Below are 14747 nucleotides of genomic sequence, written 5' to 3'. Positions count from 1 at the left end.
TGAGAGGTATTTCGGTAATTGAGCCGCATTGGACGCTTTTGGCGTCACTGTTCCAACGCAACCTCGGGCCGTGATGTTCCCAAGTCAGGCGAGGACAGGCGTGGCGTACCGCACAGGCGTGAGCCTGTCCAGCGAAACCAGCCGGTAGGTGGTGATCGTCTCGGCGCAAGCCGTGCCACACGGCGCTGTGAACGCCGATGGCTCAACCACAACCTGGATCCGGACGTCGCCGCAGCGCACGATGGCTTCGGTGACGTCACCGTCCGACCTGGAGGATTCCACGGCCACCGCGCCGACGGAGCGCTCTCCCGTATGGGCTCGGGCGAAGTGCTCGACGGCCTGCAATGGCTCAGGGATGCCTGCGCGTCCCCGGTAGCGGTCGAGAATGACCTCGCCCGACCGGTACGCGTTAGCCGCTGCCAGTGCAGCAGCCTGAGACATGCTGCCGTAGAAAATTCCGTGTGGCAAGCACACGAGGTTGGCGGCGTAGCGATCGCCGCCAACGTGTGACGTTTCCCACACTCTGTCCGGCAGAAATTCGGCCAGGGACCGGGCGAGGGGTAGTCCAATGCGGGCGCAGCACACATTGCGCTTGGCGTGCGTGCAGACCAGAAATACCGGCTCGTCTTCAAGTATGCAGGACTCCGGGACCACTCCGGCCACCAGCGCGTCCAGGTCAAGATCTTCGGGACCTGCGACGACGCCGCTCGCGAGCCAGGGACGCTCTCCTGCCGCGTGCGCGAGTAGCACACGGAGGCCCTGGTCCCGCGGACGGGTCCGGCGGCCGGGGCGGCGGATGAGCTGGGGCCTGATACCGCGTTCGAGCGCCCGGCGGACCAGTTCCGAGATTTCTTCAGGAAGTTCGAAGCTTTCGAGGTGGGAGGGCCACGGGCCGGGATACTCGATCAGCAGCCACAGCCGGGCCCCCGCGGTGGCGCTGGCGAGCGTGGGCACCTCCCCGCTGTGGCACCCGAGCGGATGATCGCAGCCCTTCGCCAACGCCTGTCCCCCCTCTTCGCCGTTGAATTAGGTAAGACTAACCTAACGGATAAGCGGGTTTAGAGGCGGGTGATTCGCGCCAGCACGTCACGTGTCGCGGGCAGAGCGCGCTCCCTGTCCTCTTCGACCAGGCCGATCCTGGTCCGCCTGTCCAGCAGGTCGCCCTCGTCCAGCGCGCCCTCGTGCCGGACCGACCACAGGAGCTCGCCCTCGGTCACGCCGGGCCCGACCTCCTCCGGGTACGCCCGCACGAGCTCGTGCACGGCGGCGGCCTCGCTGCCGTACCGCTCCGCGAGGCGGGCCGGCACGCCCGCCGGCGGCCCGGACGGCCGGGGCTCCGCCCCCACGAGCGGGATGCGCCGGGTGAGACAACGTCCTGCCCGCAGGTTCCCGCACGAAACCGCGCGGTCCACGGCGTCCTCCGCCATGCGCCGGTATGTCGTGAGTTTTCCGCCCACCACGGTGACCAGGCCGCCCTCCGACAGCACCGCGTGCCGCCGGGACAGGTCGGCCGTGCGCCCATCGGCGGCCAGAAGGGGCCTGAGGCCCGCGTACGCGCCCGCGACCGCCTCTCTGGTCACCCGGGTCCCGAGAACCTCGTTCAGCACCTCCAGGAGCGTTGTGACGTCCTTCTCGGGCGCCTCGGGAACGTCGGGCACCGGGCCGTCCACCGGCTCGTCGGTCAGGCCGACGTGCACGCGGCCGTCGTGCTGGGGGAGGACCAGGGCGAACCGGTTGTTCTCGCCCGGCAGCGGCAGGTGCAGGCCGGCGATCAGGCCGGGCAGCGTGCCGGGCCGCAGCACCAGGTGCGTGCCCCGGGACGGGCGCAGCCGCACCCGGGGGTCCAGGGCGCCCGCCCACACGCCGGTGGCGTTGATCACCGTGCGGGCGCGGATCTCGAACTCCTCGCCGGTCAGCTCGTCCCGCGCGACGGCGCCCCCGGGGGTGAGGCGCAGCGCGCGGCAGCGGGTCAGGACGCGGGCGCCGCGCGCGGCGGCGGTCCTGGCGATCGCCACCACCAGGCGGGCGTCGTCGAGCAGCCGGCCGTCCCACGACAGCAGGGCGCCGCGCAGGTCGGCGGCGGGCGCGAACGGGACCAGCGTGCGCGCCCTGGCCGCGTCCAGCCGCGCCGGGCCGGGCAGCAGCCGGCGCGGGGCGGGCGGCGGCCCGCAGCGCGTCGCCGAGCCGGTAGCCGGTCATCGCCAGGGCGGCCTGGCGGCGGGTGACGGCAGGGGTCAGCGGCAGCGCGTACGGGTGCGCCCTGACCAGGTGCGGAGCCGTCACGCGGAGCAGGACGCCGCGCTCCTCCGCGCTCTCGCGGGCCACGCCGACCTGCCCCTTGGCCAGGTAGCGCAGTCCGCCGTGGATCAGCTTGGAGCTCCAGCGCGAAGTGCCGAAGGCGAGGTCGTGCGCGTCGATCGCGGCCACGCGCAGGCCGCGCGCGGCGGCGTCCAGCGCGGCCCCCGCGCCGGTCGCGCCGAGCCCGACCACGAGCACGTCGAGCCGTTCCTCGGCGACCAGGCGCAGCTCACGTGAGCGGCGGGCGGCGTTGAGCGAGCTGTCCAAGATAGGCCTCCAGCAGGGCGGCGAGCTCGGCGTCGAGCTCGTCCAGGGTGACGGTGCCGGGCCCGGCGGGGGCTCCCGTGGCGGGGCCGGTCATGGTGGGCGCCGACAGCAGGAACGACTGCGCCACCAGCAGCACCGCCCTGGCCCGCCGCGCGTCGCCGACGACCGGCTCCAGCAGCTCCAGCACGGCCTCGTGGGTGGCGCCGCGCCGGTCCAGCAGGTACGGCAGCAGCAGGTCGGGGTCGGTCTCGACGATCTTGCGCCAGAGCGGGTGGGCGCGCAGCGCGCGGACGCCCTCGACGACCGCCCGCACCGGGTCGGCGGCGGCGTCCAGCCCCGCCAGCACCCGCACCCACTCCCTGGTCATCAGGTCGGCGACCAGCGTGCGCACGTCGGGCCAGCGGCGGTAGAGCGTCATCCTGGACACCCCCGCGCGGCGCGCCACGTCCGTGAGCGTCGTCCTGCGGACGCCGTAGGCCAGCACGCAGTCCCGGGCGGCGTCCAGAACGCCGTCATTGTGACGAATAGACGCCATGTGTCACAGTGTACGCATGACCCGAGAACCGATGCTGTGGTGCGGCTGGGGCGACCCCGCCCGGGCGCGCGAGCTGCCCGCGCAGGTGCGCGGCCTGCTGCGCGACCTCCTGGGCGTGCGGGCCCCCGGCGCGGGGGCGGTCGCGCTGGAGTCGGTGCGCCTGCCGCCGGTCGCGCTCACCCCGGACCACCTCGCGGCCCTGGCGGCCGTCGTCGGGGAGGAACAGGTGCGGACCGGGCACGAGGCCCGGGTCCGCCACACGCGCGGCAAGTCCATCCCCGACCTGCTGCGCATGCGGGCGGGCGACGGCTCCGACGCGCCCGACGCGGTCGTGCTGCCCGGCACCCACGAGGAGGTCGCCGCGCTGCTGGAGCTGTGCTCGCGCGAGCGCGTCGCGGTCGTGCCCTTCGGCGGCGGCACCTCGGTGGTGGGCGGGCTCGCGGCCGCCAGGACCGGCTTCGCCGGGGTGGTCGCGCTCGACCTGGCCCGGCTCGACCGGCTGCGATCCGTGGACGCGGAGTCGATGCTCGCCGAGTTCGAGCCGGGGGTGCGCGCGCCGGAGGCCGAGCGGCTGCTCGCCGCGCACGGGCTGACCCTCGGGCACTTCCCCCAGTCCTTCGAGTACGCCACGCTCGGCGGCTTCGCCGCGGCCCGCTCCAGCGGCCAGGCCTCGGCCGGGTACGGCCGCTTCGACGACATGGTCGCCGGGCTCACCCTGGCCACGCCCGCCGGCACCCTCGAGCTCGGCCGCGCCCCCAAGTCGGCGGCCGGGCCCGACCTGCGGCAGCTCGTGCTGGGCTCGGAGGGCGCGTTCGGCGTCATCACCGCGCTGCGGCTGCGCGTGCGGCGGGCCCCCGCCGAGCGCGCCTACGAGGGGTGGCGCTTCCCGTCGTGGGCGGCCGGGTCCGCGGCCGTGCGGACGCTCGCCCAGGAGGGGCCGGCGCCCACGGTGCTGCGCCTGTCGGACGAGACCGAGACGATGATCGGCCTGGCCGAGCCGGACGCGATCGGCTCGGGCGGCTCGGGCGGCTCGGGCGGCTCGGGCGGTTCCGGCGGGCCGGGCGGTTCCGGCGATTCCGGCGGCTCGGGTGGCTCCGGCGGCCCGGGGTGCCTGCTCGTGGCGGGCTACGAGGGCGCGGGCGGGGACGTCGCCCGGCGGCGGGAGGCCGCCGGGGCGGTGCTGGCGCGGCTCGGCGGCGAGCCGCTGGGCGAGGGGCCGGGCCGGGCGTGGGAGCACGGCCGCTTCTCGGCCCCGTACCTGCGGGACTCGCTGCTCGCCGCCGGGGCCACCGTCGAGACGCTGGAGACCGCCGGCTTCTGGGCGAACCTGCCCCGGCTCTACGACGCGGTCCGCCTCGCCCTGCTCGGCGCGCTCGGCTCACCGCTGGTGATGTGCCACATCTCGCACGTGTACGAGACCGGCGCCTCCCTCTACTTCACCGTCGTGACGGCGCAGGACGGCGACCCGGTGGCGCAGTGGGAGCGGGCCAAGGCCGAGGTGAACGCGGCCGTCGTGGCGGCCGGCGGGACCATCTCGCACCACCACGGGGTGGGCCGCGACCACCGCGACGCCTACGCCGCCGAGATCGGGCCGCTGGGCGCCGAGGTGCTGCGGGCGGTCAAGGCCCGCCTGGACCCGGCCGGGATACTCAATCCGGGCGTCCTGGTCCCCTGAGCCTGGCTCCGGGGTTAGTCCGATTTGCCGATGACGGCGTCCGCCTCGGCCATGGCGGCGGCGGCCTCGCTGAACCGGTTGAGCGCCTCCAGGACGTTGCCGAGGCACATCAGCGCCGCGGCCAGCGGAGGGCCGCCGCACCTCCGGGTGAGCGCCACCGCCTCCTGCGCCGCGGGCAGCGCCTGGGTGAGCCGGCGTTCGTCGAGCAGCATCCGCGACGACGTGCGGAGGCAGTGCGCGAGCAGGACCTCGTGCTGACCGGGGGACTTGCGGACGAGGGCCCTGCACTTGGCGATCGCCTCGCTCATGACGTTCAGCCGCGCCTTGCCCCGCCTGGTGGCGGCGAAGGCGAGCAGGCCCTCGATCTCGGCCGTCTCCACGCTTCCCTTACGGGTCGCGTCGTCCGGGCCGTTACGCGTCATGGGAGCCTCCCCTCGGCGGTCCCAACCGCTTGCTTGGGGAGGTGAGGGTACACCATCGGGAACCATCTGTGTTCTTTACGGCACGGAGCGTTCGGGTCGCGCGAAAGGTAGATCACGGCAAAGATGTGGGCATGGCGGAAGCGGCGGCCGGGCACGGGAACGGGGTCTCCTCTCGGGAGTCGGAGGCGGGGGCGGGCTGGGCCTGCACCCAGGTCGGCGCGTTCGCCGCGCTCCGGCCCGACGATCGCGGCTTCACCTGGCTGAACGCGGCCACGCTGTGGCGCTCGCGCAACGAGATCCTGGCCGGGCTGTTCGGCGACCCGTCGGGCGAGGTGCGGGCGCGGTGGGTGGCCGAGCAGGAGGCGCGCGGGGCGGACCCGGAGTTCCGCATCAGGCCGCCGGTCGGGGAGAGCTTCGACTTCCTGCTGCTCGGCGACACCGGCGAGGGCGACGCCTCGCAGTACGCGGTCGTCCCGCCGATGCTGAAAGCGGGCGCGGGCACCGCTTTCGCCGTCATCGCCAGCGACGTCATCTACCCGACCGGGTCCGGCAACGAGTACGGCGCCAAGTTCTTCCGCCCGTACCAGGACTACGACGCCCCGATCTACGCGATCCCCGGCAACCACGACTGGTACGACGGCCTCGGCGGCTTCATGCGCGTCTTCTGCGCCGCGCCGCCGCTCAAGCCGCAGCCCGACCGGGGCCTGCGCGGGCTGCTCTGGCGCAAGCCCGAGACCATCGACGAGACCCGGCTCGCCGAGGCCCGCGCCTTACGCGGCAGGCCGTCGCAGCAGGCGGCGCAGCCGGGCCCCTACTGGGCGATCGAGACCGGCAGCCTGCTGATCGTCGGCGTCGACACCGGCATCAAGAACGTCATCGACCCGGGCCAGACCGCCTGGCTGCGCCGCGTCTCCCGCGACCCGCGCCCCAAGATCCTGGTGACCGGCAAGCCCATCTACGTCAACAACGCCTACAAACCGTCCCAGCTCGCCGAGGGCGGCACGATCGACGACATCGTGCGCGACCCGGCCCACCGCTACGTCGCGGCCGTCGGCGGCGACGTGCACAACTACCAGCGCTACCCGGTCCGGGTGGGCGACCGGGTCATCCAGTACCTCGTCTCGGGCGGCGGCGGCGCGTTCATGCACGCCACCCACACCATCGACCGGGTGGACGTGGCGGGGGTGGCCGAGGACGACTTCCGGTGCTACCCGCTGCGCGGCGACTCCCTGTCGTTCTACAGCCAGCTCTACGCCCGCCGGCTGCGCATGCCGTGGATGTGCCTCCAGCCCCGCGAGGCGGCGTGCATCATGGCCGAGCAGATCGGCAACAAGCCGGTGCGCACGCCGGACGGCCCGGTCGAGATCACCGCCCGCATGCGGTGGGCGGCCCGGCTGCTCGGCTCCTGGCCGTGGCCGCTGCGGCTGCCCGTGGGCAAGGTCAACCACCGGTTCCTGTCGGAGCTGTCCGACTGGGACACGCCGCCGTTCTTCAAGCACTTCCTGCACGCCTCCGTCACCCCGCGCGAGCTGACGCTGCGGTGCCTCGCGGTCACCGGCTGCCTCGCCCAGGAGCTGGAGCCGCCCGTCGAGGACGAGGTGCGCATCGATCTGTCGTAGCCGTTTGGCACCCTTGACCACGTGTATGTCGTGGTCGCCGGAGAGACGGTGCTCCCGGTCGGGGGCGCCGCGAGCCGTCCCGCCGACCTGGCGGCGGCCGTGCGGGAGATCGAGGCGGCCGAGCGGCCCCGGTGGGTGTGGGCCGACGCCCGCGACACCTACCCCGCGCTGCTGGAGGCCGGCGTGCGGGTCGGGCGCTGCCACGACCTCGCGCTGACCGAGGGCCTGCTGCTGGCCCACGAGGGCCGCCACGGCGAGAGCCGCTCGGCCAGGGCCGCCCACGCCCGGCTGCACGGGCTGCCCGTGCCCGAGGAGGCGCCGAGCGCGCCGGGCACGTTGTTCGCGCCCGAGCCGCTGCCCGCAGGGGCCGTCGCCGAGGTGCTGGCCGACCAGCTCCGGCGCGTCGCGGCGCTGCCCGAGCCGGGCCGCTTCCGGCTGCTGGTGGCCGCCGAGTCGGCGGGGGCGCTGGTCGCCGCCGAGATGGCGCACGCGGGCATGCCCTGGCGCCGCGACGTGCACGACGCCCTGCTGACCGACCTGCTCGGGCCGCGCCCGGTGCACGGCATGCGGCCGGCCAAGCTGCAGGCCCTCGCCGACGAGGTGGCCGCGGCCTTCGGCCACCCGGTCAACCCCGACTCGGTGCAGCAGCTCGTCAAGGCGTTCAAGGGGGCCGGGGTCGAGCTGAAGAGCACCCGGTCGTGGGAGCTCAAGCGGATCGAGCATCCCGCCGTGGCGCCGCTGCTGGCGTACAAGGAGCTGGCCAGGCTGTTCAGCGCGCACGGCTGGGCGTGGGCCGACCAGTGGGTGCGGGGCGGGCGCTTCCGCCCCGAGTACGTGGTGGGCGGCGTGGTGTCCGGCCGCTGGGCCACCAGCGGGGGCGGCGCGCTGCAGATCCCCAAGGTCATGCGGCGCGTGGTGCTGGCCGACGACGGATGGACGCTCGTCGTCGCCGACGCCGCCCAGCTCGAACCCCGGGTGCTGGCCGCGATGGCCGGCGACGTGGGGCTGGCGCGGGCGGCCGGCGAGATCGACCTGTACTCGGCGCTCGCCAGGTCGTTCGGCGGGCAGCGCGACAACGCCAAGGTCGCGATGTTGTCGGCCATGTACGGCGGCACCAGCGGCGACGCCTCCAAGCTGCTGGCCGTGATGCGGCAGCGCTTCCCCAAGGCGTACCAGTTCGTGGAGGACGCCGCCAAGGCGGGGGAGGAGGGCCGGCTCGTGCGCTCCTGGCTCGGCCGCACCAGCCCGCCGCCGTCGGCCCGCTGGCGTGAGCTGGTGTCGGGCCCCGAGGGCGGGCGCGCGGCCCGCGACCGGGGGCGCTTCACCCGCAACTTCGTGGTGCAGGGCACCGCCGCCGAATGGGCGCTGGCGCTGCTGGCGGTGTTGCGCGGGCTGCTGCCCGAGCCCGCCGAGCTGGTGTTCTTCCAGCACGACGAGGTGATGGTGCACTGCCCCGAGCACCAGGCGGCCGAGGTGGCCGCGGCGGTGCAGGCCGCCGCCGCCGAGGCCACCCGCCTGCTGTTCGGCGACACGCCGGTGCGCTTCCCGATGGAGGCGGTCGCCGTCCGGTGCTACGGCGACGCCAAGTGACGCCGGCCCCGCCGCGAGCGAGCAGGGGCCCGGGGAGGTGGGGTCAGCCGCGGGCGCGCAGGGTCAGCAGCCAGGCCGCGGCGAGGGTCACCATGACGCCGACGACCAGGCCGAGGAAGCCGTAGGACAGCACGCCGACGATCGCGCCGGCGACGATCGTGCCGGTGGCGCCGCAGACGTTCATCAGCAGGTCGGACAGCCCTTGCACGGCGGGACGGCGCTCGATCGGCACCGACTCGGTCACCAGCGCCGAGCCGGCCACCAGCCCGCACGACCAGCCGAGCCCGAGCAGGAACAGCGCCGCCGTCACCTGCGTCACCCGGTGCCCGGCCGTGCCGGCGAGCGTGGCGGCGGTCAGCAGCAGCGCCATGCCGAGCACCAGCACGGGCACCTTGCCGGCCTTGTCCGCCAGCCAGCCGACGACCGGCGACAACATGTACATGCCGGCGATGTGCAGGCTGATCACCAGGCCGATGACGTCCAGGGTGGAGCCGTCGTGGTGCAGCTTCACCGGGGTCATCGACATGACCGACACCATCGCCGTGTGGCTCACCGCGATCATCACCAGCGCGCGGCGGGCCGTCGGGGTGGTGCGCAGGGTGTGCCAGGCGGTCCTGATCGTGCGGTTGCCCGCCGGTCCGGCGTCGGGCGCGCCGTCGAGGCGGCGGGCCAGCCGGAGCGGGTCGGGACGCAGCAGGCCGAGGATGATGATCATGGCCAGGGTGAAGGCCAGCGCCGCGAACGCGAACGGCCCGGCCTTGTCCACCAGCCCCAGCCGGACACCGATCTGGTCGGCGGGCTTGGCCAGGTTCGGGCCGGCGACGGAGCCGATGGTCGAGGCCCACACCACCAGCGACAGGTGCCGGGCCGAGCGGCCCTTCGGCGACAGGTCGGTCGCCGAGTACCGCGCGGCCAGCCCGCCCGCGCTGCCGCCGCCCACCAGCACCAGGCCGGCCAGGAGCAGCGGCCAGGTCCGCAGGTTGATGGCGGTCACCGAGATCAGGCAGCCGGTCAGCGCGGCCACGTACGCGAGGGTCAGCCCGGCGCGCCGGCCGCCCCTGCCGGAGGCCTTGGCCGTGGGCAGGGCCAGCAGCGCCGCGCCGAGCGTGGTGGCGGTGCCGGCGAAGCCGCTGATGACCGTGGATCCCGACAGCTCGTCCACCACGACCGAGCTGAGCGCCAGCCCGACCGCGACCCCCACGCCGCCCATGATCTGAGCCGCCGACAACACGCCCAGGGTGCGGCGCTGGATGCTCCGGATCGGGTCAGGGGAGGAGACGGCCGGCTTGGTGGGGGTGCTGGTCACCTGTGAAGTCTCGCATATACCCCAACACCCCCCAAAAGAGGGACAGTAACCCTTTTCTGTCTGGGAAGAACTTTTCTGTAATATTTCAGAGAATGGCGATCGAATCGCCCACTGTGATCCGGCCGGTCGTGTCCGGGATCAGGTTGACGCCGAACCACACCTTGCCGTCCCACTTGCGGTGCCTGGACAGCGTCCTGATGGGCTCCTTGCCCTTCGTGTACGTCTCCGGATCGACGGTCGTCAGCACGCACCGGTCGCAGCCCTTGGTGACGCGGAAGTCCACCGCGCCGATGCGCACCCGCTTCCACTCGTCCTCGGCGAAGGCGTCCGCCCCGTCCACCACCACGTTCGGGCGGAAGCGGCGCATGGCCAGCGGCGCGGGCGGCTCCTCGCCGCGCTCCAGCGCGCCCTCGGCGACCCACTCGTTCAGCCGGGCGAGCGAGGCCGCGGTGGTGAGCAGCAGCGGGAAGCCGTCGGCCAGGCTGACCCGGTCCTCGGGCCGCCCGTACGCCGACTCGACCGGGCGGCGGGTCGGGTCGTCCAGCCACTTCAGCCGGACCGGCTGCCCGGCCAGCTCCGACAGCCAGGCCGCCGCGTCGTCGCCGCAGTCGGTGACCGCCACCGGCGTGCCGCCCATCACGATCGTGGACAATTCGCCCGTGCCCGGCTCGCCGGCCGGGGTGACCGGCAGCGGGGCCGCGTGCGGGCCGGTCAGCGTGAGCCGGTCGCCGTCCAGCTCGGCCACGCAGGCCAGCAGCCGGGGACGCTCGCGGGCGGTGAGCACGTACCCGCGCTCGTCGGTGATCACGTAGCGGCGGTCGCCCGCCAGCCCCCAGGGCTGCACCTCGGCCGTGGTGGTGTCATGCCCCGCGGTGGATTTGACGGGGTAGTAATGAATGCTCGCCAGCTTCATAGCGCCGACCGTATATCACCCGTTCCGACCCGTTCCTGGACGGCCGCGGCGGGCGTCCGGCTCAGGCGCGCGGACAACGCGACCGCGCCGAGGGCCGCGACGCCGATCGCCGCCCCGATCCACGAGACCGACGGGTAGCCGAGTCCCGCGTCGATGGCCAGGCCGCCCAGCCAGGGGCCGGCCGTGATGCCGACGTTGAAGGCGGCGACGTTGCCCGCGGCGGCGAGCGTCGGAGCGCCGCCCGCCAGCGCGAAGGCCCTGGTCTGGAGCGCCGGGTTGGTGCCGAACCCGAACGCGCCGAGCAGGAGGACCAGCACGACGGCGAGGACCGGGACCGAGGCGGCCAGGGCCAGCGCCGCCGAGGTGACGACCAGGCCGGTGACGCCGGCGAAGAGGGTGGGGAAGGGGCGGGCGTCGGCGGTGCGACCGCCGGCGGTGATGCCGACGAGCGCCCCGAGGCCGTAGAGGGCGAGGACGGCGGGCACCCACGCGGGCGCGAGGCCGGTGGTGGCGGTGAGCGTGGCGCTCAGGTAGCTGAAGGAGGCGAGCAGGGCGCCGGTGGTGAGCGCGGTGGTGGCGTAGGCGAGCCAGAGGCGCGGGTCCCCGAGCGCGCGCAGCTCCGCGGCCAGCCGGGACGCGGCGGCGCCGGGCTCCGCCGGGACGGCGGCGGGCTGCTGGTCGGGCTGCTGTGCGGGCTCCTGTGCGGGCTCCTGGGCGGGGTGCGCCGCCCTCCGGCCGGGGAGGGTGGCGAGGACGCCGGCGCCCGCGAGCAGGGTCATGCCGGCCACCGCCCAGAACGCCGCCCGCCAGCCGAGGTGCTGCCCGATGACCGTGCCGAGCGACAGCCCGAGGACCGTGGCGACGGTCAGCCCGCCCGCCAGCACGCTCATCGCCCGCCCCCGGGCCTCGGCGGGCACCAGGCCGATGACGGTGCCCGCCGCCACGGCCCAGAACCCGGCGTACACGAACGCGCCGGCCACCCGGGTGACGAACAGCGTCGCGTAGTCGGAGGTCAGCGCCCCCACCACGTGCGTCAGGGCGAAGACGGCCAGGAACGTCAGCAGCGCCGTGCGCCGCGGCCACCGCAGCGTCACCACGGCGAGCACCGGCGCGCCCACCAGCATCCCCATCGCGAACGCCGAGATCAGCAGCCCCGCCCGCGGCACGGACACGCCGAGGTCGGCGGCCAGCTCCGGCAGCAGGCCGGCCAGCATGAGCTCCGAGGTGCCCTGCGCGAAGATCGAGAGCCCCAGTATGTACACCGCCAGCGGCACGACGGCCCCCTTCCGTTTTAGATTGATCAGTTCAAAACCTGGGCGCGAAAAGATCAGATCGCGTCCAGCGCGGTTCGCGCGACGGAGGCGAGCGCGGCCCCGCCGGCCCCGCCGCGCGCCAGCACGCGCAGCCCGCTGACGGTCGCGACCACGAACCTGGCGAGCGCCAGCGGGTCCTTGCCCGGCCCCAGCTCGCCGCGCGCCCGCGCGTCCTCGAACGCCGCGCGCAGGATGCGCGTCCGCAGGTCGTTGTCGCGCCGCAGCAGCTCGGCCACGTCGTCGTCGCGCGGCGCCAGCTCGATCATCGAGTTGACCACCAGGCAACCGGCCGGGTCGCCAGGGTCGGGCTCGACCGCCCAGCCCAGCACGGTCGCCACCTTCTCCCTGATCGGCAGCTCGCCGTCCATCAGCTCGACGAGCGCGGCGTCGCGCTCGTCCATGTAGTGGCGCAGGGCGCGCAGGAACAGCTCGCGCTTGCCGGTGAAGGTGTTGTAGATGCTGCTGCGGCCGAGCCCGGTGGCCGCGCACAGGTCCTCCGTCGAGGTGGCCTCGTAGCCCGCCCGCCAGAAGGCGCGCATGGCCGCCTCGACCGCCCGCCCCTCCTCGAACTTCCTCGGTCGCGCCATGACGGCCACGCTAGCACGTTTTGGAACGACCAGTGCAATACGGGTCAGGTGGTCTTCCTGAAGGTGTCCAGGAACACCTTGCGCGTCTCCGCCTGCTCGTCCCACTTCAGCTCGGGCACGTCGAAGGTGATCTTGAACGCGGTGGCGTCGTCGATCGTGACGTACCTGGTCAGGGCATGCATGGGGACGCCGTTCGCGGTCGTGTAGGTGTACTCCCAGTCGGCGGCCTTCCAGCCGCGGTAGTCCACGCCCTGGAGCTGCACCTGGATGTAGCTCTCCATCCCGCCCTCGGCCTCCAGCCGGCCGAGCTCGGCGAGGCCGCCGTCGGCCTGCGGCGAGGCGTCCTCGACCCGTACGCGCAGGCCGGAGTCCTTCGGCCCGGTGAACGTGGCCTCGCCGCCCGAGGCGGCCAGCTTCCAGCCGTCGGGCACCGCGACGGTGAACCCGGCGGGGGTCTGCTCCCGGTAGCCGTCGGGCACCGCCGACGGCTCGCTCCGCAGCGTGCGGGTGGAGGCCGTGGCCGCCGGCGGGCCCGCCGCCTGCTGGGCGGTGCCGCCGCTGGACAGGAAGAGGATCCCCGCGACGATGGCGCCGCCCACCGCCACCAGCGAGCCGGCGATCGTCAGCGGCGTCGGCCGCCCGCCGCGCACGAACAGGCCGTCGTCGTCCTCGGCCCGGCGCCGGCTCCGCCCGGCGCGCGGCGCGGCGGCGGGCAGCCGGGACAGCCGGCCGCCGTCCGCCGGGCCGCCCCGCGGGCCGCCCGGCAGGCCGTCCGACAGGCCGCGCGAGTGCTCGCGCAGGTCGTCGGGGGAGGCGAGCGGCCACGGGGTGTCGGCGGGGCCGGCGGAGCGGCTGTCGGTGGTCAGCGGCAGGATCGGCCGCGGATGGGGGCCGGACGGGTCGCCGAAGTCGTCGTCGAGGTCGTCGTCGAGGTCGCGCGCCGGGACGCGCCGTCCCGCGCCTCCCGCGAACGGCGGGCGCGGCCCCGGGTCGCCCGGCGGGCGCGGGATGCGGTCGGTGCGGTGGCTGCCCGACGGCGTGGACAGCCCGTCGTACGGCATCGCGTGCCCGCCCGACGGGCTGGTCAGCGGGTCGTAGGGCACCCGCACCGGCCCCGAGGGCGTCTCCACGATCCGCGACGGCATCGGCCCTGACGGCGTGTCGAGCGGCGGCAGCAGCCCGGCGGGCGTCGGGTCCACCGGGCTCGGCAGCGGCTCGGGGGCCCGCGGCCGGACCGAGCCGTGCGCCCGCAGCACCGCCTCCAGCATCTCGACGACCTGCGAGGCGGTCAGCCGCTCGGCGGGGTTCTTGCGCAGCAGGCCCTCGATCACCGGCATGAGCGAGCCGGCGCGCTGCGGCGTGATCGGGGGCTGGGTGAGCACCTGGCCGAGCACGGCGACCGGGTCGGGCCCCTCGTACGGCGGGCGTCCCTCGACGGCGGCGTACAGGGTCGCGCCGAACGACCACAGGTCGGCGGCCTGCGTGATCGGCTGCGCCGACAGCCGCTCCGGCGGGATGTACGCGGGCGAGCCCATGAGCAGCCCGGTCTGGGTGATCGTGACGTCGCCCTCGATGGCGGCGATGCCGAAGTCGGTCAGCACCACCCGGTCGGAGGTCAGCAGCACGTTGCCCGGCTTGATGTCGCGGTGCAGGATGCCGGCGGCGTGCGCGTGCATGAGCGCGTCCAGCACCCGGATGCCGATCTCGGCGGCCTGGATCACCGGCAGCGGCCCGCTCTGGCGCACCGCCTGCTCCAGCGACCACGCCCGGACCAGCTCCATCACGATCCAGGGCCGCCCGTCCTCCTCGACGACGTCGTGGACGGTCACGATGCCGGGGTGTTGCAGCCGCGCCGCCGACCTGGCCTCGCGCAGCATGCGGCGGTGGGCCAGCTGCTTGCCCGCCTCGTCGAGCCCGTAGGGGAGGATGAGCTCCTTGACCGCCACGTCCCGGTCGAGCAGCACGTCGTGGGCGTGCCACACCATGCCCATGCCGCCCCTGCCGACGGGGGACATCAGCCGGTACCGCCGGCCGATCAGGCGGCCCTGGCTCTGCGTCGCGCCGCTCGCGGCTTCCCCCTCCGGGCCGGGTCCGCTGAGCAAGCGGTCGGCTGCCATGATCCCGCCCCCATTTCCCTCATCCGTCACGTGCGTTCTTCACGCTACTTGCAGATTGCGAGGTTCGTTACGATAACGGTGGGGAATGCGCAAGGGAAGCTGAAG

At 74.4% G+C, this 14747-nt stretch carries 11 protein-coding genes and 1 pseudogene; 3 read left to right on the top strand and 9 right to left on the bottom strand.

Features of this window, described 5'->3' with window-relative positions:
* Window positions 1-84: 84 nt before the first annotated feature.
* From MF672_RS27095 to MF672_RS27085, 3 genes and pseudogenes are all read right to left on the bottom strand, one after another.
* Window positions 85-954 carry a sucrase ferredoxin gene (locus tag MF672_RS27095; protein WP_242373626.1) on the bottom strand — a complete coding sequence of 290 codons (870 nt, stop codon included), beginning with the start codon at window positions 952-954 and terminating at the stop codon, window positions 85-87.
* Between the two features lie 104 nt (window positions 955-1058).
* Window positions 1059-2565: pseudogene (locus MF672_RS27090) on the bottom strand (glycerol-3-phosphate dehydrogenase/oxidase).
* Window positions 2528-3100, bottom strand: a complete 573-nt coding sequence (locus MF672_RS27085; RefSeq protein ID WP_242383083.1) for a TetR/AcrR family transcriptional regulator — start codon at window positions 3098-3100, stop codon at window positions 2528-2530. The pseudogene MF672_RS27090 and the gene MF672_RS27085 overlap by 38 nt, the downstream one beginning before the upstream one ends.
* 31 nt (window positions 3101-3131) lie before the next feature.
* On the opposite strand from MF672_RS27085, the gene MF672_RS27080 reads away from it, so the two are divergent.
* Window positions 3132-4775 carry an FAD-binding oxidoreductase gene (locus MF672_RS27080; RefSeq protein WP_242383095.1) on the top strand — a complete coding sequence of 548 codons (1644 nt, stop codon included), beginning with the start codon at window positions 3132-3134 and terminating at the stop codon, window positions 4773-4775.
* A 14-nt stretch (window positions 4776-4789) separates the two neighbouring features.
* Here the strand turns inward: MF672_RS27080 and MF672_RS27075 are convergent, their stop codons facing one another.
* The gene (locus MF672_RS27075; protein ID WP_242383085.1) at window positions 4790-5197 is read right to left on the bottom strand and encodes a hypothetical protein; all 408 of its coding nucleotides are present in this window, start codon (window positions 5195-5197) and stop codon (window positions 4790-4792) included.
* Window positions 5198-5328: 131 nt separating this feature from the next.
* Between MF672_RS27075 and MF672_RS27070 the strand changes: the two genes are divergently transcribed.
* Both MF672_RS27070 and MF672_RS27065 read left to right on the top strand, forming a co-directional pair.
* Window positions 5329-6816, top strand: coding sequence for a metallophosphoesterase family protein (locus tag MF672_RS27070; RefSeq protein WP_242383086.1), 1488 nt, complete (start codon window positions 5329-5331; stop codon window positions 6814-6816).
* Between the two features lie 21 nt (window positions 6817-6837).
* A complete protein-coding gene (locus tag MF672_RS27065; RefSeq protein ID WP_407654741.1) occupies window positions 6838-8406 on the top strand; it encodes a bifunctional 3'-5' exonuclease/DNA polymerase in 1569 nt (522 codons plus the stop codon).
* A gap of 43 nt (window positions 8407-8449) precedes the next feature.
* On the opposite strand, the gene MF672_RS27060 is transcribed toward MF672_RS27065, so the two are convergent.
* The 5 genes from MF672_RS27060 to MF672_RS27040 all read right to left on the bottom strand — a co-directional run bounded on the left by MF672_RS27060 (window position 8450) and on the right by MF672_RS27040 (window position 14642).
* The gene (locus tag MF672_RS27060) at window positions 8450-9712 is read right to left on the bottom strand and encodes an MFS transporter (protein ID WP_242383088.1); all 1263 of its coding nucleotides are present in this window, start codon (window positions 9710-9712) and stop codon (window positions 8450-8452) included.
* Between the two features lie 85 nt (window positions 9713-9797).
* Complete coding sequence (locus MF672_RS27055) at window positions 9798-10625, bottom strand: MOSC domain-containing protein (protein ID WP_242383090.1); 828 nt, start codon at window positions 10623-10625, stop codon at window positions 9798-9800.
* Window positions 10622-11899 carry a Cmx/CmrA family chloramphenicol efflux MFS transporter gene (locus MF672_RS27050; RefSeq protein ID WP_242383092.1) on the bottom strand — a complete coding sequence of 426 codons (1278 nt, stop codon included), beginning with the start codon at window positions 11897-11899 and terminating at the stop codon, window positions 10622-10624. Before MF672_RS27050 ends, MF672_RS27055 begins: the two co-directional genes overlap by 4 nt.
* Before the next feature lie 53 nt (window positions 11900-11952).
* Window positions 11953-12525, bottom strand: a complete 573-nt coding sequence (locus MF672_RS27045; RefSeq protein ID WP_242383094.1) for a TetR/AcrR family transcriptional regulator — start codon at window positions 12523-12525, stop codon at window positions 11953-11955.
* 44 nt (window positions 12526-12569) lie between these two features.
* Window positions 12570-14642: a serine/threonine-protein kinase gene (locus MF672_RS27040; protein ID WP_247815458.1), complete on the bottom strand. Its 2073-nt coding sequence runs from the start codon at window positions 14640-14642 to the stop codon at window positions 12570-12572.
* Window positions 14643-14747 lie beyond the last annotated feature (105 nt).

It is taken from the genome of Actinomadura luzonensis (assembly GCF_022664455.2).
Classification (GTDB): Bacteria; Actinomycetota; Actinomycetes; order Streptosporangiales; family Streptosporangiaceae; genus Nonomuraea; species Nonomuraea luzonensis.
The sequence above is the reverse complement of the archived record's forward strand: the minus strand, read 5'-3'. Positions and strand labels throughout refer to the sequence as shown.